This window comes from Pantoea rodasii (assembly GCF_002095465.1).
In the GTDB taxonomy this organism is placed as follows: domain Bacteria; phylum Pseudomonadota; class Gammaproteobacteria; order Enterobacterales; family Enterobacteriaceae; genus Pantoea; species Pantoea rodasii.
Window position 1 is genome coordinate 18,509 of record NZ_MLFP01000015.1, and the last position, 21,678, is coordinate 40,186.

Below are 21,678 nucleotides of genomic sequence, written 5' to 3' on the forward strand. Positions count from 1 at the left end.
TCAGCCACGCAAGCTCCGAACGAGAGAATCACTTTATGTATCATCTTCGTGTGCCGCAAACAGCGGAAGAACTGGATACCTATTACCAGTTTCGCTGGGAAATGTTACGTAAACCGCTGCGCCAGCCGCAGGGCTCCGAGCGAGACGCCTGGGACGCTTTGGCGCATCATCAGATGGTGGTCGATGAGCAGGGCGATCCTGTTGCGATAGGTCGCCTGTATATCAATGCGGAAAACGAAGCCGCCATCCGCTTCCTCGCCGTGCACCCTTCGGTGCAGGGTAAAGGCCTCGGCACGCTGGTGGCGATGACGCTGGAATCCGTCGCGCGTCAGGAAGGGGCGAAACGCGTCACCTGTAGCGCCCGTGAAGATGCCGTGGAGTTCTTCGCCAAGCTGGGTTACGTCAACCAGGGTGAAATCACCGCGCCACAAACCACGCCGGTACGCCATTTCCTGATGATCAAACCGGTAGTGACGCTGGATGACATCCTGCATCGTGCTGACTGGTGTGGTCAGCTGCAGCAAGCCTGGTACGAACATATTCCGCTGAGCGAGAAAATGGGCGTGCGTATTCTGCAATATACTGGGCAAAAGTTCGTCACCACCATGCCTGAAACCGGCAACCAGAACCCGCATCACACCCTCTTTGCTGGCAGCCTGTTCTCACTGGCCACGCTCACCGGCTGGGGGCTGATTTGGCTGTTACTGCGCGAGCGGCATCTGGGTGGCACCATCATCCTTGCCGATGCGCATATTCGTTACAGCAAGCCAATCAGCGGGCGTCCTGGCGCGATTGCCGATCTCGGCTCACTGAGCGGCGATCTTGATCGTCTGGCGCGAGGGCGTAAGGCGCGAGTGCAGATGGAAGTCGAACTGTTTGGTGATGATGAGTTGGGCGCGGTGTTTGAGGGCGTATACATCGTACTGCCCGCGGATTCAGAAGGTCCGCTGGAAGAGGGCGGTTCCGGCGCACGTATTAATTAGTTCTGGTAGACAACGTTGTATACCTGTTGAACCTCAAGCGGTAGCGGCGCGTTGTATTGCTACGCACCGCTACCGGTTGCTGAAAACCTACTGAACCTGCCCCGCATGCATTGTCTGCTGCACTGATTGCGCATCGGTGGTTACTGATAAATTCCCTTCGGCACTCGGGCGCAGCGGCGCATCAGCACGTAATGAGCCTTTCAATTGCAGCAGCAGATTGCTGTTACCGCTGAGTGGCAAGGCGGGCCAACCCCAGTTTTGTAACACATTGGCCGGCACAGCCTGCCCTTTAAGACTGAGCGTCAATGGGCGCTGCGCATCCTGTCCTACACTCGCGGTGCCTTCCAGCAAACCGTTGCCGTTAAAGGCGCTCAGCTCTGTTATCTGAACTTGCTGATCGTTAGCGTTAAAGGCGATCGATGGATGACGTAAATCGGTGCGATTAAACGTCGCTTCCGCCGCGTTAAAACTCGCTTTACCCGCCCAAACTCCCCACTGATGCTGACGCGCCAGCAGCAGGTTATCGGCACTGCCATCCAGCGCGGTCATCTGGAATGGGAAGGCAGGATTGATGTCGATCACCAGATTGCGATTTGCCGTCCCGTGTTTGAGCATCACACTGTCCAGCCACTCCGGCAGCGCCTGCTGCCAGCGGTCGCGCCAGTTTTGCGGCAGAGTATATTCCAGACCGGCAATCGCCAAGTCATCAAGCGTCAGGCGTTTATCACTGCGCGTCCAGTTACCGCTGGCACGGATCACGCCATTGGCCCAGCGTGAACTGAACTGGGCTAGCTCAACTCCCTGCGCCGAGAAGTTGGCATTCACGATCGGATCGTTAAGCTCAAAGCCGCCATTGATGAAGTTGCCGGCATTCATCGACAGTGAGCCATCATCGCTCTGCCAGTCATCACCACGCAGCGTAATGTTCTTCAGGGTTAAATCGAGGTCGGTTACGGCCCAATCCGGCCCTTGCAGGCGCGCATCGGTCATATCCAGACGATTAATGCTCACCGACGGCACATTCCGCAGTGGGTTGAGGAAATCACTTAGGTTTTGATGAGTCTGCAGGCGAATGTCGTTAAGACGTAATTGATCAATCATCCAGTTGCCTTGCGCATCGCGCTCGGCGTTGCCGGTCATGGAACCGCGCGCCAAATCGGCCCCGATGTTCGTCAGCACCAGCCGACGCTGTTTAACGCTACCCTGCAGCAGCACATTATTGCCCGGCACGCCATTCAGCGTTAACGCACCGGCGCTCATCTGAAACTGTGCATCGCTGCCCAGCATATCTGTCGGCGTCGGTTTCCACGGGATAATGCCACCGTTAACGCGCTGAGCTGCCATCGGTAACGTGCTGTGCGGGCTATCAATGCGCACGTTATTCAGTTGCAGGCGATTGGCCTGAATCGGCAGCGTGGTATCGGGCGTCTGATTCGCGAGATTAATCTCGCCATCGCGCACCTCAATGCTATCGAAATGCAGCCAGTCACTGAATTGCACCAGTGCCAGTCCAAGGTCGACGCGTTTGGCCACCAACACCGCGGGCTGACCATCATGGCCGAAGCTGAAATCATCCAGGATGATATGTGAGGGGGAGGTGAAGTTGTGCTCAATCTTGCTGAGGGAAAGATGCCAGGCAGTCTTATCGCTCACCCAACGGCTAAACCAACCCGCGCCCCACTGTGTCTGCAGCAAGACATACAGGACAACCAGCCCCAGCAGAATCAGCAGCAGTAAGGTAAGGAAAAACTTGCCTAAAAATTTCATCACATCCATCCATCCCGATATTTATCCGGTAAGAGGTTGTTATGCCTGAATTACCGTTACAGCTCAACAGCCTGGATGTAAAAGCGGATAAATAACAGGCAGGCCGTAGCCTGCCGTATGGGTTACTTTTCCTGTGGAAAGACGAGGTTAAGCACGATTGCAGTGATACCACCGGCTGCAATGCCTGACGACAGCAGGGTTTTCAGCCAGTCAGGGGCAAATTGCAGAATCAGCGGTTGCTGCGAAACACCCAAGCCCACCGCCAGCGACAGCGCGATAATCATGATGGCGCGACGGTTCAGCGGCTCACGCGAAACGATACGTACACCGGAAGCTGCGATGGTGCCAAACATCACAATTGTCGCACCACCCAGCACCGGCTCAGGAATATGCTGTACAAAACCGCTTACCGCCGGGAACAGGCCAAGCACGATCAACAGCAGGGCCACCACAAAACCGACGTAACGGCTGGCGACGCCGGTCAGTTGAATCACGCCATTGTTCTGCCCAAAGCAGGAGTTCGGAAACGTATTGAACAATGCGGATACAAATGAGTTCAGTCCATTCGCCAGTACGCCGCCTTTAAGGCGCTTCATGTACAGCGGGCCACTGACCGGTTGCTCTGATACATCCGAGGTGGCGGTGATATCGCCAATGGTTTCCAGTGAGGTCACCATAAACACCAGCATCAGCGGGATCAGCAGGTTCCAGTCAAAACCGAGGCCGTAATACAGCGGTGTCGGCACTGCGACCAGCGGTTGATCAAGCGGAGCGCTGGTGGCAGGTAACATATCCAGCGCCCAGGCCAGTGCATAACCTACTGCCATGGCAATCACCAGTGAGGCAACGCGCAGATAGGCATTACGCTGGCGATTAAGCAGAATAATCACCACCAATACCGCGCCGGCCAGCAGCAGGTTCTTTGGCGCGCCGAAGGTATGATCGCTCATCGCCGCGAAGCCGCCGCCAATCGAGGTCAGGCCAACCTGAATCAGTGACAGGCCAATAATCATCACCACAATGCCGGATACCAGCGGGGTAATAATGCGACGCGCCAGATGCAGGACGCGTGACAGCACCATTTCGGTACAGGACGCCACCATCAGCGTGCCAAACAGCGCGGCCATCATGGTCGGCACATCGGCACCGCCATTTTTCAGCGCCATACCGCCCATAATCAGCGGTGTCACAAAGTTAAAGCTGGTGCCCTGAATCGACAACAGGCCCGAGCCGACCGGTCCCCAGGTTTTGATTTGCAGGATCGAGGCAACGCCCGAAGCAAACAGCGACATGCTGATGATGTGCTGGGTGTCCTGCGCCGGTAAGCCCAGCGCCTGGCAGATCAGCAGCGCAGGGGTAATCACGGCAACAAACATGGCCAGCAGGTGCTGACAGGCAGCAAACAGCGTTTGTGGCAACGGTGGACGGTCTTCGAGGCGGTAAATCAGTTCACTCTTTGGACGGGCTGACTGATGAGATTCAGCGGTATTGACGGACATGGTGCGCGTTCTCAATGACAACAAAGGGGCGATTTTAAACGGTTGCGTTGTGAAAGCAATCGTTTGCAATGCCCCTTTTCACATGCATTGATTTAAAGCGTAAACACGGTACGGCTGCGGCTATCATCTTCCTGCCAGGCCTGCGCTACTTCACTCAACGGGCGCATCTGGAAAGCGATGGAAAAATCACTCTCCGCTGCAGCGTTCAGCATTTCGCTGATGCAGGCGATTAAATCCGCATTGGACACGCTGCCTAATCCGCTGCCCATTAATGTCAGGCCGGATGAGCGCAGCAGCTTGCTGTGCAGCGTAATTTCCTGGCCACTCAGCGAGCCGATTTGTACGAAGCGCACCACTTTCTCCTCGCCCGCGACGGCTGCCTGCATGATATCGAGTGCACTCTGGCCCCACAGGTAATCCAGCACGATATCAATGCCTTCTCTCATCAGTGCGGGCAGTGCACCCGGCAATTCATCCAGCGTCAGGGTGATATCTGCACCTTGCGCGCGCAGCTGGTCTAGCACATCACGATTGCGACCGGTGGCGATGATTTTGCCCGCGCCGAGGTGCTGTGCAATACGCACCGCTAATCCACCGGAAGTGCCGGTGGCACCATTGATCAACACGGTTTCACCGGGCTGCAACTGCGCCCGGCGCGTCAACGCTGCCCAGGACGACATACCCGGATTGGCAATGGCGGCGGCCAGCACCGGATCGAGCGAAGCGGGCAGAGGCACGACAGCAACCGCGGGCACCACGGTTCTCTCCGCCATGCTGCCCCAGGGCGCATCAAAGGCGACGAAATAGACCGGATCGCCGTTGCTGAGCGTGCCGGTGCCATCAATCCCGGTGATAAAAGGATACTGAGTGGTGGCGCTGTAGTGCTTGCCGGAAGCGCGAGCCTTCGCCAGTTGACTGACGGCAGCCGCTTTAACGCTGACGATCACATGCTGTTCATCAGCGTGCGGTTCGGGGAAATCACCGTACACTGGCTGTTCGCCTGCTGCGGAAACGATAGCTGCTTTCATGCTTTCTCCTTCAGATAATCGGAAACTATGTGTAATATGCACACATTAGTTCTGCCTCGGGATAACGTCAATGAAAAGTGTGCAAAATACACATAATAGTGCGAAGTTTGATGACTTGCACAACGCGCTGCTGATGATTGTGGGTACCTTCAATCGCCCGCAACGTGATGAATTATTAATAAAAGAATCCAACATTCAGCTCGATCGCGCGTTGTTTCCGCTGCTGATCCAGATTGGCCGCTTTGGACCGATTGGCGTGGTAGAACTGGCAGAGCGTGCCGGGCGCGATTACACCACGGTGAGTCGTCAGGTGGCGAAGCTGGAAGATCTGGGGCTGGCGCAACGGCAGAAAAATGCCAAAGACAAACGCGTAAATGAAGCGGTCATTACCGCCACTGGCAAGGCGATGACCGATAAAATCGATGCCGCACGGGCGCAGATTTATCAGCATCTGTTTGAGAACTGGCAGGATAGCGAGCGCACCGAGTTGGCGCGCCTGTTGCAGAAGTTTGTTGGGGACTTTATGGCGATAGATCGTAACGAGTAAGGCTAAACGCGGGAGGGCGCGCGTTATTTCTCACGCCTGAACACGGTTAGCGGAGCCCACCTTTAAGCGTTGCTGTAACGCTCAGTCTCCGGCAGCCAGCGTTCAATTAACGCCTGCGCTTGTTCCGGATAGTGCTGGTGGATATGGCGCGCCACGCGTTGCACTTCCGGAATCATGCCCTGATCGCGTAATAAGTCTGCGACCTTAAACTCGGCATTACCGGTCTGGCGCGTACCGAGCATTTCACCCGGACCACGAATTTCCAGATCGTGCTGAGCGATGACAAAACCATCATTGCTGTCACGCAGCACCTGCAAGCGCTTCTGCGCGGTTTTGCTGAGCGGCGCTTTGTACAGCAACACGCAATGTGAGGCCACTGCGCCACGCCCGACGCGGCCACGTAGCTGATGCAGCTGTGCTAAACCCAATCGTTCCGGGTTTTCGATGATCATCAGGCTGGCGTTGGGCACATCAACTCCGACTTCAATCACGGTGGTGGCGATCAGCAGCTGGATTTCATTGGCTTTGAATGCCGCCATCACCGCCTGTTTTTCTGCTGGCTTCATGCGGCCGTGTACCAGTCCAACCTGCAAGCCGGGTAGCGCCACTTTTAGCTCTTCCCAGGTGGCTTCCGCCGCCTGCGCTTCCAATACGTCGGACTCTTCAATCAGCGTGCAGACCCAGTAAGCCTGGCGGCCTTCGTGGCAGGCATTTTTCACCCGCTCAATGATATCGCCACGGCGGGTATCAGGAATGGCCACCGTGGTGACCGGTGTGCGGCCGGGCGGTAATTCATCGATGGTGGAGGTATCGAGATCGGCATAGGCGGTCATCGCCAGCGTGCGCGGAATCGGTGTGGCGGTCATGATCAGCTGATGCGGATGGAAACCCTGCTCTTCGCCTTTTTCCCACAGCGCGAGTCGTTGATGCACGCCAAAACGATGCTGTTCATCGATGATCACCAGCGCCATGCCGTTGAATTTAACCTGCTCCTGGAACAGGGCATGAGTGCCGACCACCATCGCCACCTGTCCGCTGGCAATCGCTTCCTGCTGGGCTTCACGCGCTTTGCCTTTCTGCTTGCCAGCCAGCCAACCCACTTCAATGCCCAGTGGCGCAAACCACTGGCGGAAATTGTTGGCATGCTGCTCGGCCAGCAGTTCGGTCGGTGCCATCAGCGCCACCTGTTTGCCATGCGCAATGACGTTCAACGCCGCGAGCGCCGCGACCAACGTTTTGCCCGATCCAACATCACCCTGCACCAGACGCATCATCGGGAAGTCATTGGCTAAGTCGCGCTCAATCTCCTCAACCACACGCTTTTGCGCGCCGGTAGGCGAGAAGGGGAGCGCGGCCAGCAATTGATCCACCAGATTATGCTTTGCAGACATCGGCAACGCATGATGACGCTGTGCACCAGCGCGAACGGCCAACATACTGAGATTGTGTGCCAGCAGCTCTTCGAGAATTAAACGCTTTTGAGCGGGATGGCGACCGGTTTCCAGCTCGCTGAGACGTAAATCGGGCGGCGGGCGATGCAGCGTGCGCAATGCATCCGGCAAACTCATCAACCGCCGCTCAGTTCTGACGGCAGCAGCTCGGCAATCGGGCAGCTCTCCAGCAATGTCAGCGCTTGATCGGTAAGATTGCGCAGCGTTGCCTGACGAATACCTTCGGTAGTGGGATAGACCGGTGTCAGGGTTTCCTGCAGCTCGACGCCGCCCTGTTCGCCCTGCACGCGATACTCGGGATGGATGATTTCAGCGCCGCGCTGGCCGCGTTTGATTTCGCCATAGGCGGTAACGCGACGACCAGGCGCCAGACTGTTTTTCATCCCGGCATTGAAATTGAAGAAGCGCATGGTCAGCACACCGCTGCCATCGCTGATCTGGCACACCAGCATGCGGCGGCGGCCAAACGTGATCTCACTGTGCAGCACTTCACCTTCCACCGTGGACCAGACGCCCGGCAGCAGGTCATTAATCTTGTAAAGTTGGGTGCGATCTTCGTAGCGCAGCGGCAGATGCAGCAGCAAATCCTGAATGGTGAACAGGCTAAGTTTAGCCAGTTTGCCCGCCTGACTGGCGCCGACGCCGGTCAGGGTACTGAGCGGTATGGCATCCAGCAGACGGCCTTTCATTTTTTACCTGTGGATTGCATGGTGGCCCACCAATTGGCATCGGCTTCCACCTCGCCCTGGGCGTTGATATGCGGATAAGGCAGACCTTTTTGCTTCGCCACGCGCGCAAGCACCGGATAACCACCTTCAAACAGTAAACGCTGCTGTTCATCAGCATCCAGCAAGCTGTGCTGACGTTTGTACATGCCGGCATTTTGCCGTTGGCGCTGCGCTTCATACAGAATCAGTGCGGAGGCGACGGACACGTTGAGCGACTGCACCATGCCGACCATCGGCACAATGATGTCCCGATCGGCGAGCGCCAGCGCTTCTGCGGTAATCCCGGTTTTTCCTGACCCATCAGAATGCAGGTCGGTTTGGTGTAATCGATCTCGCGAAAATCCACCGCGTTCGCCGACAGGTTGGTGGCCAGCACCTGCATCCCTTGATCTTTCAGATGGCGTACGGCTTCGGCGATATGACGATGCGTCTGCACTTTCACCCAGCTGTTGCTGCCCGCCGAAGCGGACACCATGGTGCGCATGCGCACGCTAGGCCAGACGGCGTGAACTTCGTGAATACCGACTGCGTCAGCGGTACGAATCACCGCCGAGACATTATGCGGTTTATGGACCTGCTCCATGCAGACGGTGAGATCGTGCTGGCGCATGGCCAGCATTTCCTGGATACGAGCAAAACGTTGAGCGTTCATGCACTAATTACGGTTACGGTGAACTTTAATCACATCCGGCATTACGCGGATTTTACGCATAATGTTGGCCAGATGGACGCGATCGTTCGCGGTGAGGCGGATAAAGGCGCTGTAAACACGACCATCGCGCTCTTCCGTGTTAAGACTTTGAATATTGGAGCCCGCCGTGTTGATCGCCGCCGTCAGGTTCGCCAGCGCGCCCTGATGGTTGAACATATCCACCTTAATTTCCGCGACGAACTCCTGGTCGATAACCTTATCCCACTCAACCGGCATGAACTTCTCTGGCTCTTTCTGATAGCCGCGGATGTTTCGACAGGATTCGTGATGCACCACCAGCCCTTTACCAGGGCTGACGTGCGCGACAATCGGATCGCCAGGAATCGGGCGGCAGCACTTGGCAAAGGTAATCAGCACGCCATCAGCGCCTTTAATCGGCAGCTTCTTACGTTTGCTGTTACTTTGCGGCTCTTCGTTGCCGGCTTGCAGCAGGTTCTTCGCCACCACCACGCTCATGGCATTGCCAAGTCCGATTTCCGCCAGCAAATCTTCGATGCCGGCCAGCTTCATGCGCTCCAGCTCGTGCTGAATATTTTCCGGCGGGATCTCTGCCAGCTTCTTGCTGCCGCCGAGCGCATGGCTCAACAGGCGACGGCCAAGGTTGACGGAGTCTTCGCGCTTCAGATTTTTCAGCAGTTGGCGAATCTTGGCGCGTGCTTTTGAGCTGACGACAAAGTTAAGCCACGCCGCATTAGGACGTGCGCCTGGCGCAGTGATGATTTCGATGGTTTGACCGCTGGTCAATGATTGTGACAGCGGATAAGGCTGACGATCGACGCGGGCACCCACGCAGGCATGGCCGATATCGGTATGCACAGCGTAAGCGAAGTCCACTGGCGTGGCGCCAGCAGGCAGTTCGACGATGCGGCCTTCAGGCGTAAACACGTAGATCTCATCCGGGAAGAGATCGGATTTCACGCTTTCAATAAATTCAAACGAACTACCGGCGCTTTGCTGCAACTCCAGCAGGCTTTGCAGCCAGCGCTGGGCGCGAATCTGTGCGGTCGTACCGTTTTCACCGGCTTCTTTATAAGCCCAGTGTGCCGCGACCCCCATTTCCGCCATCTGATCCATATCTTCGGTACGGATCTGCACTTCTACCGGCACGCCGTGCGGGCCAATCATCGAAGTGTGCAGGGATTGATAGCCGTTGGCCTTGGGAATAGCGATGTAATCTTTAACGCGTCCGGGACGCGGTTTGTACAGGCTATGCATCTGACCGAGCACGCGATAACAGGTATCCAGGTCTTTCACGATAACGCGAAAGGCATAAATATCCATGATCGAGTGGAATCGCTGCTCTTTCAGGTGCATTTTGCGGTAGATCGAATAGAGATGCTTCTCACGGCCACTGACACGGCAGGGAATGCCTGCTTCCTGTAAGCGCCCATCGATTTCAGAAAGAATCTTCTGAATCATCTCTTTACGGTTACCGCGCGCCGCTTTCACCACCTCTTTAATCACGCGGAAACGATTTGGATACAGGGCTTCAAAGCCGAGTTCTTCCAACTCTGTTTTCAGGTGATGAATACCGAGGCGGTGCGCCAGAGGACTGTAAATCTCCAGCGTTTCCAGTGCGATACGACGCTTCTTATCCGGTCGTAAGGCACCGAGCGTGCGCATATTATGCGTGCGGTCAGCCAGTTTGATCAGAATGACGCGGATATCCTGCACCATCGCCATGATCATTTTGCGGAAGTTTTCAGCCTGGGCTTCTTTCTTGTCGCGGAACTTCAGCTTGTCGAGTTTCGACACGCCTTCCACCAGTTCGGCCACGCTTTTGCCAAACAGCTGTTCCATATCCTGGTAGGTGGCGGGTGTATCTTCGATCACGTCATGCAGCAGCGCCGCCATCAGCGTTTCATGGTCGAGTTTCATCTCGGCCAGAATGCAGGCAACGGCAACAGGATGGGTGATGTAAGGTTCACCGCTGGAGCGTGTTTGACCCTCGTGGGCATCACGCGCGACTAGATAAGCTTGCTTGAGGCGCTTAATCTGCTCCTCAGGCAAGTATTTTTCAATCAGTTGATTGAGGCTTTCAAACAGATACAAGGTTGACCTGCGAAGTGCTGTTAACGACGACCTTCAGCGATAGCGGTAACGGCTTGTAACTCAGCGGCTTCCTGCTCTTGCTGCTCCTGACGATCACGAACATCCAGAATCTTGTTAGTGATCAGGCCTTCTTCGATTTCGCGCAGGGCGATAACGGTGGCTTTATCGTTCTCTTCTGGAACCAGCGGATCTTTGCCGCCTACCTGCATCTGACGTGCACGACGTGCAGCGACCAACACCAGGTCAAAACGGTTACCAATTTTCTCTACTGCGTCCTGAACGGTTACGCGTGCCATAGGTGTGCTACTCCACAGATGATGAAGAAATGACTGGGCATAATACTGAAAGTGACTTCAGACTGCCAATAGTTTGCTGATTAAAGCATCATGTCGCGATTTTTGGCGACTCATACGCAGACGTTCTGCGCGAATAATGTGTTTCAGGTCGGTCAAAGCCAGGTCGAAATCATCATTCACGATCAGATAATCGTATTCAGCGTAGTGACTCATTTCCGCCACGGCCTGAGCCATACGGCGGGCGATAACCTCTTCGCTATCCTGACCACGGCCACGCAGGCGACGATCTAACTCTTCAGTCGACGGCGGCAACACAAAAATGCTGCGTGCTGCGGGCATTTTCTGACGAATTTGCTGTGCACCTTGCCAGTCGATATCCAGAAATACATCGACGCCGGTGGCCAGCACGCGCTCAATCGCGGCGCGCGAGGTACCGTAGTAATTGCCAAACACTTCCGCATGTTCGAGGAAGTCGTCAGCGGCAATCATGGTCTCGAAATCAGGTTTAGAGACAAAAAAGTAGTGTTCACCATGGACTTCACCGGGACGCACGCCGCGGGTGGTATGGGAAACAGACACCTGCGTATCGTACAGTGGCTGTGTCTTCAATAAAGCCTGAATCAGACTGGATTTACCCGCGCCGCTGGGGGCGGAAACAATATAAAGCGTGCCTTGAGCCATGGTTATCTTGAATTGAGTAAAGAGCGGAGTCGATTTCCTGCACAGTATACACGGCTTAGCGGCGCCACGCAGCGTTTGCCGTTGGGCTAAGGTAATTCTTTTTCCGTGAACCCGCGCCAGACATCGCAGTAAGCCGCTGCAAACGCCATCAAAAGTCTGGAATCCGCTTGCGCTTTTTCACCTGCAACACTGGTCATCTTCTCTGCCGTACTCTCCAATAGACAAAAAGGAGAGCAACAATGAAAGGATGGTCGTTTCTCTGCTGCTGGCTAATGACGGCGGCTTGCGGGGCTGAGGCGCTATGTCCCAACTGGTCACCGAACCGCGCTGAACAAGAGATCCTGCAACTGCAAAGCCAGTTGCGCCACTGGGACGATGCTTACTATCGGCAGGGTACAAGCCTGATCAGCGATGCGGATTATGACAGCCTGCAACATCGCTTGGGTCAGTGGCAGCGCTGCTTTACGCCCTCTCGCCAGCGGGATGAATCACAGCTCACCACGGACGGCAGCACTCGCCATCCGGTGGCACACACCGGAGTGCGGAAACTGCGCGATAAGCTGGCAGTGGCTTACTGGATGCAAGATAAATCCTCACTGTGGATACAACCGAAAGTGGATGGCGTGGCGGTGACGCTGCTGTATCGGCGCGGACAATTGGTTTCACTGGTGAGTCGCGGTGATGGTCTGCGTGGGGAAGAGTGGCTGGCGAAAGCCGGGCATATTTCGGCGATCCCATCGCGTATTAATACCGATCGTGAAGAGGTGGTATTGCAGGGGGAGTTGTTCCTGCTTATGACCGATCATCAACAAGCACGTGACGGGGGACGGAACGCCAGGGCGCAGGTTGCGGGCGCAATGAGGCGGCATGAAGCTTCCCCACTGCTGGCCGAAATCGGCATTTTTATCTGGGCATGGCCAGATGGCCCAACGCAGATGCCCGCGCGACTGGCGCAGCTATCGCGATGGGGATTTGGTCTGGCACAGGACTGGAGTCGCCAGATCGACAATGAAGAGGAGGCCGAAGTGTGGCGCGATCGCTGGTTCCGTGAAACGTTGCCTTTCGTCACCGATGGTGTGGTCATCCATCAATCACCCGTCAGCGCCGGGCGAGACTGGCAGCCTGGCCAGGGACATTGGTCGGCCGCGTGGAAATATCAGCCGGTTGAGGTTAGCAGTGAAGTGTTGTCTGTGGATTTTAACATCGGGCGCACCGGAAAAATTGCTGTGGTACTGAACCTCATTCCCGTTCAGCTGGATGATAAAACCGTGCGCAGAGTGAATCTCGGTTCGCTAAGGCGTTGGCGGGAGCTGGATGTCATCGCAGGCGATCAGGTGATAGTGGCGTTAGCCGGTCAGGGAATTCCCCGCTTAGAACGCGTGCTCTGGCGAGTGACAGGGCGTGATTATCCAGCCGCACCGCAGCAGGGCGAATTTAACCCGCTGTCTTGTTTACACTTCAGCCATGATTGCCGACTGCAATTTTTATCACGCTTAAGCTGGCTCAGTCAGAAAGCGGTATTGGATATTCCTGGCGTGCAGCGTAGCGGCTGGCAGCGGCTAGTTAACCGTGGCGCGATCACCCATCTGTTCTCCTGGCTGACGTTGACACCTGAAGAGATCGCACAGACCAGCGGGATGTCATCCGCGCGGGCGCAGGAAATCTGGCAGCGCTTCCATCTGACACGCCAGCAACCCTTTCGGCGTTGGGTGAGCGCATTAGGTTTGCCGTTACCCCGAGCCGCATTACAAGCCTTGCCGGATAATGACTGGGCAACGTTGCTGGCTCGCTCAGCAGAGGAGTGGCAGCAGTTGCCCGGTGTCGGGCGTACGCTGGCTGAGCGGATTGTCAACATGCTGCAGGATGATGAATTGCTTGAGCTTATCCGCTATTTGCAGCAGCAGGAGATCCCTGCTGCATCTTCAATGCTCGGGGTGGGGATAATTGAAGATCGGCAGGCCAAGGCGGAAGCGCAGCGCCAATAAACGGCCAAAGAAACCGGCCAGCAGCGTAATGATCACCACGGCTTCATGTGGAAGCGGCGTCTTAAGCAACAGGATGTAGAGCCAACCCGCAGCAAACGCGATACCGGCGTAAAGTTCTTTTTGAAACACCAGCGGGATGCGGTTGCAGAACATATCACGCAGCACGCCACCAAATACGCCGGTGATCACGGCGGCAATCGCGGCGATAATTGACGCATGGCCTGAATCCAGTGCGACCTGTGCGCCAATGATTGAGAACACCACCAGGCCGAGCGCATCGAGCACCAGAAATACTTTGCGCAAATGATTCATCAGCGGAGCAACAAAAGTCGTTACCACTGCAGCGGCAGCCACGATCATGATGTATTCCGGGTTCTTTACCCAACTCAACGGATAATGCCCCAGCAGGATGTCGCGCACCGAACCGCCGCCAATCGCGGTAACAGAAGCGATAATGATCACGCCAAACAGGTCCATCTTGCGACGACCCGCAGCCAGCGCACCGGTCATGGCTTCGGCGGTAATACCAATAATGTAGAGAACGGTTAATAACATAGAGCACTCCAAAAGATTGGCGGGCAGCCTAGAGATTTCCCAGATTGATCACCACTGAGATTTTCTATGACAGGCGCCATCGGATTAGCCGTTTTGATGCCGAACATGCTAACAGGCTTAATCCGCTTGATAAATCGGGAGTGCGTTAGGGATTCGCATAAAAAAATGTGATGTGACGATATCCAGAGTTCTTGCTTGAAAGATTATGGAAGCGGGAAGAGATGAGGGTAGGACAAAACACAAAAGAAAAAAGCGTGCTGGCGACCAGCACGCGAACGCATCTTTACAGATGCCCAGAGCCCACCATACAGACTTGTTTTTATTATCCGTTTCTTGCTCGCACGTTAGCGAAACTTTTCAGGCTAAAACGGTATTCTGGCTGGAACCAGGAACGACCGTAGTAGCAGTAGACCAGCATTCTGATGGATACCATGGCAAGGTAGCCCCAGATAGCGCAAAGCACTGAAGGGGTCAGCCATACCGTAAACAGTGTGACACCCAGGCCAACCAGCACCGATGAGGTTTCTGTGAAGGCGATGCGCGAGAATTGTTTCTCACGCTGTAATATGGCGCGATAATGTTGTCCCTGCGGGATAATAATGAATATCACCGAGATCATTTCCATCATAATCGCCATTTCAGGCTGATTCATTATACGGCTGTAAACATCGCTGCCGATAAATAGCACGGCAAATATCATCATGCCGCTAAGTACATTTCCCCAGTATAAAATGGAGAGTTCGCTGTTATTGAGATTTTTATTTCTAATAACGGCATTGCCAAATCCACGATCGGCCAGGGTGTCAATAATCAATAATATCACGATAGCAATGGCGAGAAGATCTAACTCGTTTGCCTGAAGTATTTGTGCCAGAAGTGAAAGCTGTAAAACACCAATGCCGACGATTTTTATAGATGACAAAATTGACCATTTGGCGCTGGCCAAATTTTTTTCTCTTATCGCCATGTTCTGCTCGTTATGGTACATGTACCAATGCAATTAAGGGTTCACCCGGGCGCAAGCCCAGAGTACAGAGCACATCAATGCAACGTTTCCTGGCGCAACCCTGAAATACCTTTCAGGGTTTTCCACGTAAAGATGCATTCAATTAAATGATGTTCTGAATGTATAAAGATGCCCCTGGCGCATAATGTTTTGGTTGTCTTCGCGGTATCTCCTCCTGTTAGGAGGAAATCCGCAAGATCATTATAAAATCCCTTTGAGTTATTATATTCCCCGGCCAGTATCCTCCTGGCAATCTCAACAAATTCTTTTTCAGACAACAAAGGATAGGTTGAGCGATCCATGTTATTTCCCTGCTGTTGTTATTATCGGGTATTGCTGTGTGTGAATGAGTTATACCGTGTTTTAATTAAATTAACACCATAAGAAAACTCCTATAAATTAACTTCAGGAATAAATGGTTTCAGACTATGCATCAGAATAGATAAGGCAGCTGATTGACTATTTATAAGTGCTGTTCGACATTTTGAGCGCAGCGTAAACGCGATGTGAGAATAAGAACAAAAAAACACCGATAAATCAGAGGGACTAAGCTTGCTCGGCTGCATCTTCACCAGGAATTTTCCTGGTGAAGAGACTTTAGCCAGACTGGTGATTAACACGAAAATCGCTAACGGTTATCGTGAAACAGTTAAACGCTATTACGTGGAAAAAGATGACTTTTTTATCGATTACTTCCAACGCAAGTTAAAGCAATAACATATTTATAATGCATTGATTCTAATGGGTTAACAGGTGAAGGAGTTGATCGAGGTCGCGTTTTACCCATGCAACATCCTGCGCAAATTTCTCATCAGACATCAGGGGTTGGCGATAAACCACCATGACAACCTCCGCTCCCTGCTCATTGGCGATCACGCGCATCGGCATATAAATCTCTTTGCCGGTGCCAGTATCAATCCAGTGATCCATCACGCCAAAAGGGTTGTGCGGCGTGAAGCGGATTTTTACCGATCCTTCTGGCCCCTTGGCTTTCCAATAGTTGCCCTCCTGCGTGAGGGTGCTGGCGCTCAGTCCACTTGCCCACTTGGCGAAGCATTCAGGTTTCCAGATGGTTTCATATAAATCTAACCAGTTGCGAGGAATGGTCAGCGTAACTGTCTGAGATGGCAGCATGGAACCTCCGTTAAGCGAATGAATGGCAGGAAATCTGTAGCGGTGGATTCAAAGATACATGATGGCCGCGATCAAATACGGGCGGCCTGAAGGCCGCACCCTACAGAATAATAAGACTGCCTACAGCAAAGAATACCTTAACTGATGGGCATTCTGCTGCAAACGTCACGGTCGCGGAAGTGTGCAGCAACAGAGGTTTCCCGTGAAAACCTGCTATCAGATAAACTTGCCGCGCCCCTGAACATCCATGTTTTCTGCAGTCCCGTCCTGATGACGTAAAACAAAGTGATCAGATTGCGCCACTACCGCACAGCTGTGATTCGGGAAGATGCGCAGCAGAGCACCCAGCGCTGGCGTATGTTCACCGTATTGAAGGAAACCATGCTCCTCCGATAGCTTCAGCACATCGTAATGGTTGCCCTGTTCATCAACGGCAATACCAAAGCCGCTGGCGTTAGTGCCGTGTGGACCTTTATCAGAACTGAGCATCTTGGAGCCGGCATCAATAATCGCGAAATGTGGATTCACCGCCACCACACGTGTGACCACGCTAAGTGCCAGCGCATCAGGCGTGCATAAACCCAGACGCCATGCAGTGAGATCCAGCAGCGCATAGTTCCCCGGACGAATTTCTTCACTGCCCTCAGCCACGGGCGCGGCTAATGCGGTAGGCGTTGACCCCACGGAAATCGGGCAAGGCGTAAAGCCCGCCGCAAGCAGCCGCTGCTGAACTTCGCGCATTAAGATGATTTCTTGCTGCGCAACATCAGCGATGGCGGCTGCATTGCCCGCGCCATAAGCATGGCCGGCATGAGAGACCAGACCGGCAAAAGGTAATCCCGCCTGTTTAATCTGCTGTGCCAATGCCACGGCGGCGTCGCTGTGTGGATCGATACCCACCCGATGCAATCCCACATCCACTTTAATGGCGATCGACAATGCACAGCCAGAGTGCTGTTGATGGGCTTGAGCAATGGCCGCAACACCGAGATCGCAGTCGGCAATGCAGGTTATACGCGCCTGATATTGCTGCGCTACGGTCAGTAATTCCGTCAGCGTATCGGCGTGCACAACCGGATAAGCCAGCAGCAAGTCACGCTCGCCGCCCAGCACGAAAGCCACGCCCTCACTGGGTTTGGAGACGGTGATACCGCGCGCACCTAACTGGCGTTGCTGCTGTGCAATCCAGACGCTTTTATGGGTTTTGATGTGCGGACGCAGTGTGACGCCAGCGGTATCGGCTTTTTGCTGCATGTGTTGCAGATTGCGTTGCAGGCGCGCCGCATCAATTTCGAGATAAGGGGTCAGTCGGTCAGCGATGAGAGGCCGTAACCAGCCTGCTTTGGCATTGTGTTCCATCATGATAGTCCGCAGGTTATTCAAGGTGCGGACCATCATTCATCAATGAGTGGCAGAATGCCAGCCGTAAGCTTATCCCTTGGCGTTTTGGAATCCGCCGCCCAAATCTTCAATCAGCACCACTGCCAGATTGATTTGCTGTGCTTGCAACGCCACCAGTTTTTGATCGGACTCGATGAGCTGATTCTGAATGGTGAGTACATCAAGATACGGACGCAATCCTGCGGTGTATTCGCGGTTTAAATCATCCCACGCGCTGTGAATTAACTGATTTGCGCTCTGCTGCTGCGCCAGCTGATTTTGAATCGACTGCAGCTGGGTGATGGTGTCGCTGATATTGCCCAGCGAACCAATCAGCAGCTTGTTGTACTGCGCCACGGCCAAATCATAGTTAGCGTCACTTTCTGCTAAATCAGCGCGGCGTTTACCGGCATCAAAGATCGGCAGGGACAGGCTTGGGCCAACGTTAAAGAACTGGCTGGGTGCGCCAAAGAACGCATCGCCGAGCAGCGAGCGCGTACCGGCTTCCGCCACCAGGTTGATGTTGGGGTAGAACTCGGTTTTGGTTGCGGCAATTTGTTTTGATGCCGCTTCCACGCGCCAGCGCGCCGCCACCACATCCGGACGGCGGCCCAGCAGTTCTGCCGGAATGTTACCTGGCAGTGTGGCGGCAATCGGGACATCCATTTTCGCCGGCTTCAGTTGGCGCCAGTAATCCGGCCCTTTACCAATCAGCGTGGAGAGTTGAATGCCCGCATCGGTGACATTCTGTTTGGCTTCGGTCAGGGTCGCTTCAGCAGTTTTCTGCTGTGACAGCGCCTGCTTATATTGATAGTCTGACGTCAGTCCGGCGCTAACATACTGCTGCTGAATTTTGGCGATGCCATTGGAACGATCGGCATTCTGTTTTGCCAGTTCAGCGTTCGACCAGGCCAGATTCAGGCTGTTCCACGCACGTGTCACGTTGACGGCCAGCGTCAGTTGGCTGGCCTGGCGGTCTAACTCACTGGCGCGTGCCTGGCCCAGCGCCGCTTCAGCCGCATCTTTCTTACCGCCCCATAAATCAAAGGTGTAGCTCATACCGATATTGGCAGTGCGCAGCGTGCTGTAAGTTTTACCTTGCAGAAGTGGGTCGTCGACTTTTGCCACTCGCGAACGCGTGATGCCGGCATTGAGATCCACATCGGGATAGCGTTCAGCATCGGCGGCGATGGCTTGTGCGTTAGCTTTGTCCGCCTGCGCGTTCACCACCTGTAAATCCGGACTGGATGTCATGGCATCGGCAATCAGCCGGTTGAGCTGTGCATCATTAAAACTCTGCCACCATTCTGTTTTTGGCCAGTTCGCTGCGCTGAAGTGCGCGCCTTTCAGCGATTCATTGGCTTGAAGAGAGTTAGCATCGAGCAGTGAGTTATGAGGATGTAAGCCGTGCGGATTGGCACACCCGGCCAGCAGGGCGCTGGCAACAGCAAGCGCGAGCATGGCGCGCGGTTTGGTCGTAAATAGCAAAGTCATGTTTTCGGTCAGAAGAGGAGAGAGCCGACCATTACATGAGTCTGTGCAAATTTTGACAAACCTGTTTTTCGTTAAGAATGGTTGGTAAATGTGAGCGGCAGAGAGGAGCAGCAGGCGAGCACCTGCTGCATGATCAGATTAAATGTAAAGCGAGGCTTCACCCGGTGGACGGGTTTTAAAGCGGCGATGCAGCCAAAGGTACTGCTCTGGCGCGCGCAGGATCTCTTTCTCAATCACTTTATTCATATAAGCCGCAGCAGCTGCCTCATCTTCATACGGATAGTTTTCTAACTCCGGCTGGATGATCAGCTGATAGCCGCTTTTATCGGCATTACGAATCAGCACAATGGTCAGCATGGCCGGCTTAGCCAGACGTGATAACACAAAGGTGCCGTTGGTGGTGGCGGCTTTTTCTACGGCAAACAGCGGTGCGAACACGCTGCCTTTCGGGCCGTAATCCTGATCCGGTGCGAACCATACTGCTTCGCCCTGTTTCAGCGCCTGCACCATACCGCGCAGATCGCGACGATCAATCATTGCCTTGTTCGATCGCATACGACCTTTCGTCTGCGCCCATTCCATTGCCTGATTATTATGCGGGCGATACATCGCCATCATTGGCTGACACAGCCCGGTAATGCGGCCACCGAGTTCCAGTGACATAAAGTGCACACCAATCGCCATCACGCCGCGATGGTTTTTTTGTGCATTTTGCAGATTGTGCAGGCCTTCAACCTGGAAATAACGACGCACGCGTGCATCAGACCAGAACCAGGCAATGCCGGTTTCCGCCAGCGCCATGCCCAGTGATTCAAAGTTACCGGCGATCAACACCTCTGTTTCTTCCTCTTTAATATTCGGGAAGCAGAGTTCGATATTGCGGCGGGTGATACGCTCACGACGCTTCAGGAAGTGACGTGACAGCTTGCCAGCAGATGCGCCCAGCCGGATCAAGATAGGATAAGGGAGTTGCACCAGCAGCCACAGCACACCGAGTCCAAACCAGGTGAACCAGTAGCGGGGGTGTAAAAGTTTGGAATTGAACTGCCCGTTTTTCTTCATAACGCCTTCAGGGAGAGAATAAATGTATCGCGCAAAGAAGGGTGTCCATGAATTCCTGGCGGTACGACTGTGTTAATTACGACCAGTAGATTAGCAAATAGTGCCCTCAAAGAAACGTAATCTCTGCAATCCTTGAGATTGAGAGGTTTCATTAAAAGCAGTTATTTCCCGAAAAAACATACCGACTTCGTTGAAAATTATACTTTATAAACAATGAACTACTTGCCAATAGTGAAAGGCCATACGGTTTATGCAGAGTCAGGTTTGGTCAGTAATTGACACGCATAATCATCAAAGCTTTCACAATCTTTACATTGAAAAGGCAGTGAATTGGGCTAGTGCATAAGCGAAACGCTATGTCACGCCAGTGCAGACTATAAGGCCCGAGTTATCGGACCTTATCATGAAAGGCAAAATTGAAGATTTACTCGATGTTCTGAATCTGCTCGCGCATCTGCTCAATCAGCACCTTCAGCTCAATGGCTGATGCAGTGATATCGGCGTTTATCGACTTAGAGGCCAGCGTGTTCGACTCACGATTGAACTCTTGCATCATAAAGTCGAGACGGCGGCCGACCGCTTCTTTCTTCTTCAGGATGTTGTAGGTTTCTTTAACGTGCGCATCCAGGCGGTCCAGCTCTTCCGCCACATCAATACGCTGCGCCATCATCACCAATTCCTGCTCAAGGCGCGTGTTTTCCAGCTGCACTTCGGCTTCTTCCAGCTTGCTGACTAAACGCTCACGCTGCCATTTCACCACTTCCGGCATTTGCGCACGGACTTTGCTCACTTCGAGCGACACGCCTTCCAGGCGTTGCTCAATCAGAGACTTGAGCGCAGTACCTTCGCTTTCACGTGCAATGATGAAGTCATCAAGCGCGCCATCCAAAGCGGCCATTAACTCAGTGTTAATCGCATCAAGATCTTGTTCTTGTGCCGACATCACGCCCGGCCAGCGCAGAATATCCAGTGGGTTGATTGCACCTTCATCGGTCTGCATTTTCACCCAGTTGGCGGATCGCACCAGCTGTTTCGCCAGGGCTTCATTCAGTTGCAGCTCACCTTGCGCGCTGGGATCGGCATCAAAGCGCAGGTTGCACTCTATTTTACCGCGCGTCAGGCGATTGCGGATGCGCTCGCGAATCATCGGTTCCAGGCTACGAAATTGTTCCGGCAGACGGATGTAGGTTTCCAGATAGCGCTGGTTTACCGAGCGAAGTTCCCAGGCGGCGCTGCCCCAGTGGCCTTTTGCTTCGCGGCGGGCGTAAGCGGTCATGCTGCGGATCATAAGCTTGTACTCATTTTCAGGAATGTTCCT

At 54.1% G+C, this 21,678-nt stretch carries 18 protein-coding genes and 2 pseudogenes; 3 read left to right on the top strand and 17 right to left on the bottom strand.

Annotated elements, in window-relative coordinates; translation table 11 throughout:
• The first annotated feature begins 35 nt into the window (after positions 1-35).
• Complete coding sequence (gene fabY / locus HA45_RS17225; protein WP_100702047.1) at positions 36-983, top strand: fatty acid biosynthesis protein FabY; 948 nt, start codon at positions 36-38, stop codon at positions 981-983.
• A gap of 87 nt (positions 984-1,070) precedes the next feature.
• Here fabY and HA45_RS17230 read toward each other — a convergent pair whose 3' ends face one another.
• The 3 genes from HA45_RS17230 to HA45_RS17240 all read right to left on the bottom strand — a co-directional run bounded on the left by HA45_RS17230 (position 1,071) and on the right by HA45_RS17240 (position 5,277).
• Positions 1,071-2,750, bottom strand: coding sequence for an AsmA family protein (locus HA45_RS17230; RefSeq protein ID WP_100702069.1), 1,680 nt, complete (start codon positions 2,748-2,750; stop codon positions 1,071-1,073).
• A gap of 122 nt (positions 2,751-2,872) precedes the next feature.
• A complete protein-coding gene (locus HA45_RS17235) occupies positions 2,873-4,249 on the bottom strand; it encodes a nucleobase:cation symporter-2 family protein (protein ID WP_100702046.1) in 1,377 nt (458 codons plus the stop codon).
• A 92-nt stretch (positions 4,250-4,341) separates the two neighbouring features.
• Positions 4,342-5,277, bottom strand: a complete 936-nt coding sequence (locus tag HA45_RS17240; RefSeq protein WP_100702045.1) for a quinone oxidoreductase family protein — start codon at positions 5,275-5,277, stop codon at positions 4,342-4,344.
• Positions 5,278-5,347: 70 nt separating this feature from the next.
• Between HA45_RS17240 and HA45_RS17245 the strand changes: the two genes are divergently transcribed.
• The gene (locus HA45_RS17245; protein ID WP_100702044.1) at positions 5,348-5,824 is read left to right on the top strand and encodes a MarR family winged helix-turn-helix transcriptional regulator; all 477 of its coding nucleotides are present in this window, start codon (positions 5,348-5,350) and stop codon (positions 5,822-5,824) included.
• Between the two features lie 62 nt (positions 5,825-5,886).
• Here HA45_RS17245 and recG read toward each other — a convergent pair.
• From recG to gmk, 6 genes and pseudogenes are all read right to left on the bottom strand, one after another.
• A pseudogene (gene recG, locus HA45_RS17250) lies at positions 5,887-7,964 on the bottom strand (ATP-dependent DNA helicase RecG).
• Complete coding sequence (locus HA45_RS29110) at positions 7,961-8,209, bottom strand: RNA methyltransferase (RefSeq protein ID WP_366557351.1); 249 nt, start codon at positions 8,207-8,209, stop codon at positions 7,961-7,963. The pseudogene recG and the gene HA45_RS29110 overlap by 4 nt, the downstream one beginning before the upstream one ends.
• A 30-nt stretch (positions 8,210-8,239) precedes the next feature.
• Positions 8,240-8,655: pseudogene (gene trmH / locus HA45_RS29115) on the bottom strand (tRNA (guanosine(18)-2'-O)-methyltransferase TrmH); the annotation flags it as partial.
• Positions 8,656-8,658: 3 nt separating this feature from the next.
• A complete protein-coding gene (gene spoT, locus HA45_RS17260) occupies positions 8,659-10,767 on the bottom strand; it encodes a bifunctional GTP diphosphokinase/guanosine-3',5'-bis pyrophosphate 3'-pyrophosphohydrolase (protein ID WP_100702041.1) in 2,109 nt (702 codons plus the stop codon).
• Between the two features lie 20 nt (positions 10,768-10,787).
• Positions 10,788-11,063: a DNA-directed RNA polymerase subunit omega gene (gene rpoZ, locus HA45_RS17265; RefSeq protein WP_100702040.1), complete on the bottom strand. Its 276-nt coding sequence runs from the start codon at positions 11,061-11,063 to the stop codon at positions 10,788-10,790.
• A 57-nt stretch (positions 11,064-11,120) separates the two neighbouring features.
• Positions 11,121-11,744 (bottom strand): guanylate kinase, encoded by a 624-nt coding sequence (gene gmk, locus HA45_RS17270; RefSeq protein ID WP_100702039.1) that lies wholly within the window; start codon positions 11,742-11,744, stop codon positions 11,121-11,123.
• Between the two features lie 239 nt (positions 11,745-11,983).
• Here gmk and ligB point away from each other — a divergent pair, with 239 nt between their 5' ends.
• Positions 11,984-13,729: an NAD-dependent DNA ligase LigB gene (ligB, locus tag HA45_RS17275; RefSeq protein WP_100702038.1), complete on the top strand. Its 1,746-nt coding sequence runs from the start codon at positions 11,984-11,986 to the stop codon at positions 13,727-13,729.
• Here the strand turns inward: ligB and HA45_RS17280 are convergent.
• The 8 genes from HA45_RS17280 to HA45_RS17315 form a co-directional block, all read right to left on the bottom strand.
• Positions 13,667-14,284, bottom strand: a complete 618-nt coding sequence (locus HA45_RS17280; RefSeq protein WP_034823853.1) for a trimeric intracellular cation channel family protein — start codon at positions 14,282-14,284, stop codon at positions 13,667-13,669. The two genes, ligB and HA45_RS17280, sit on opposite strands and share 63 nt — an antisense overlap.
• A 322-nt stretch (positions 14,285-14,606) precedes the next feature.
• Complete coding sequence (locus tag HA45_RS17285; RefSeq protein ID WP_100702068.1) at positions 14,607-15,251, bottom strand: oligosaccharide flippase family protein; 645 nt, start codon at positions 15,249-15,251, stop codon at positions 14,607-14,609.
• Between the two features lie 74 nt (positions 15,252-15,325).
• Positions 15,326-15,592, bottom strand: coding sequence for a hypothetical protein (locus tag HA45_RS17290; RefSeq protein ID WP_100702037.1), 267 nt, complete (start codon positions 15,590-15,592; stop codon positions 15,326-15,328).
• A gap of 436 nt (positions 15,593-16,028) precedes the next feature.
• The gene (locus HA45_RS17295) at positions 16,029-16,424 is read right to left on the bottom strand and encodes a polyketide cyclase (RefSeq protein WP_100702036.1); all 396 of its coding nucleotides are present in this window, start codon (positions 16,422-16,424) and stop codon (positions 16,029-16,031) included.
• A 216-nt stretch (positions 16,425-16,640) separates the two neighbouring features.
• Positions 16,641-17,783, bottom strand: a complete 1,143-nt coding sequence (locus HA45_RS17300) for an alanine racemase (protein WP_205960950.1) — start codon at positions 17,781-17,783, stop codon at positions 16,641-16,643.
• Between the two features lie 72 nt (positions 17,784-17,855).
• The gene (locus HA45_RS17305; protein ID WP_240629215.1) at positions 17,856-19,298 is read right to left on the bottom strand and encodes an efflux transporter outer membrane subunit; all 1,443 of its coding nucleotides are present in this window, start codon (positions 19,296-19,298) and stop codon (positions 17,856-17,858) included.
• 138 nt (positions 19,299-19,436) lie between these two features.
• The gene (gene lpxP, locus HA45_RS17310) at positions 19,437-20,360 is read right to left on the bottom strand and encodes a kdo(2)-lipid IV(A) palmitoleoyltransferase (protein ID WP_100702035.1); all 924 of its coding nucleotides are present in this window, start codon (positions 20,358-20,360) and stop codon (positions 19,437-19,439) included.
• Positions 20,361-20,784: 424 nt separating this feature from the next.
• Entirely contained in the window at positions 20,785-21,648 is an 864-nt protein-coding gene (locus tag HA45_RS17315; RefSeq protein ID WP_100702034.1) for a YicC/YloC family endoribonuclease, read from the bottom strand.
• Positions 21,649-21,678: the final 30 nt, after the last annotated feature.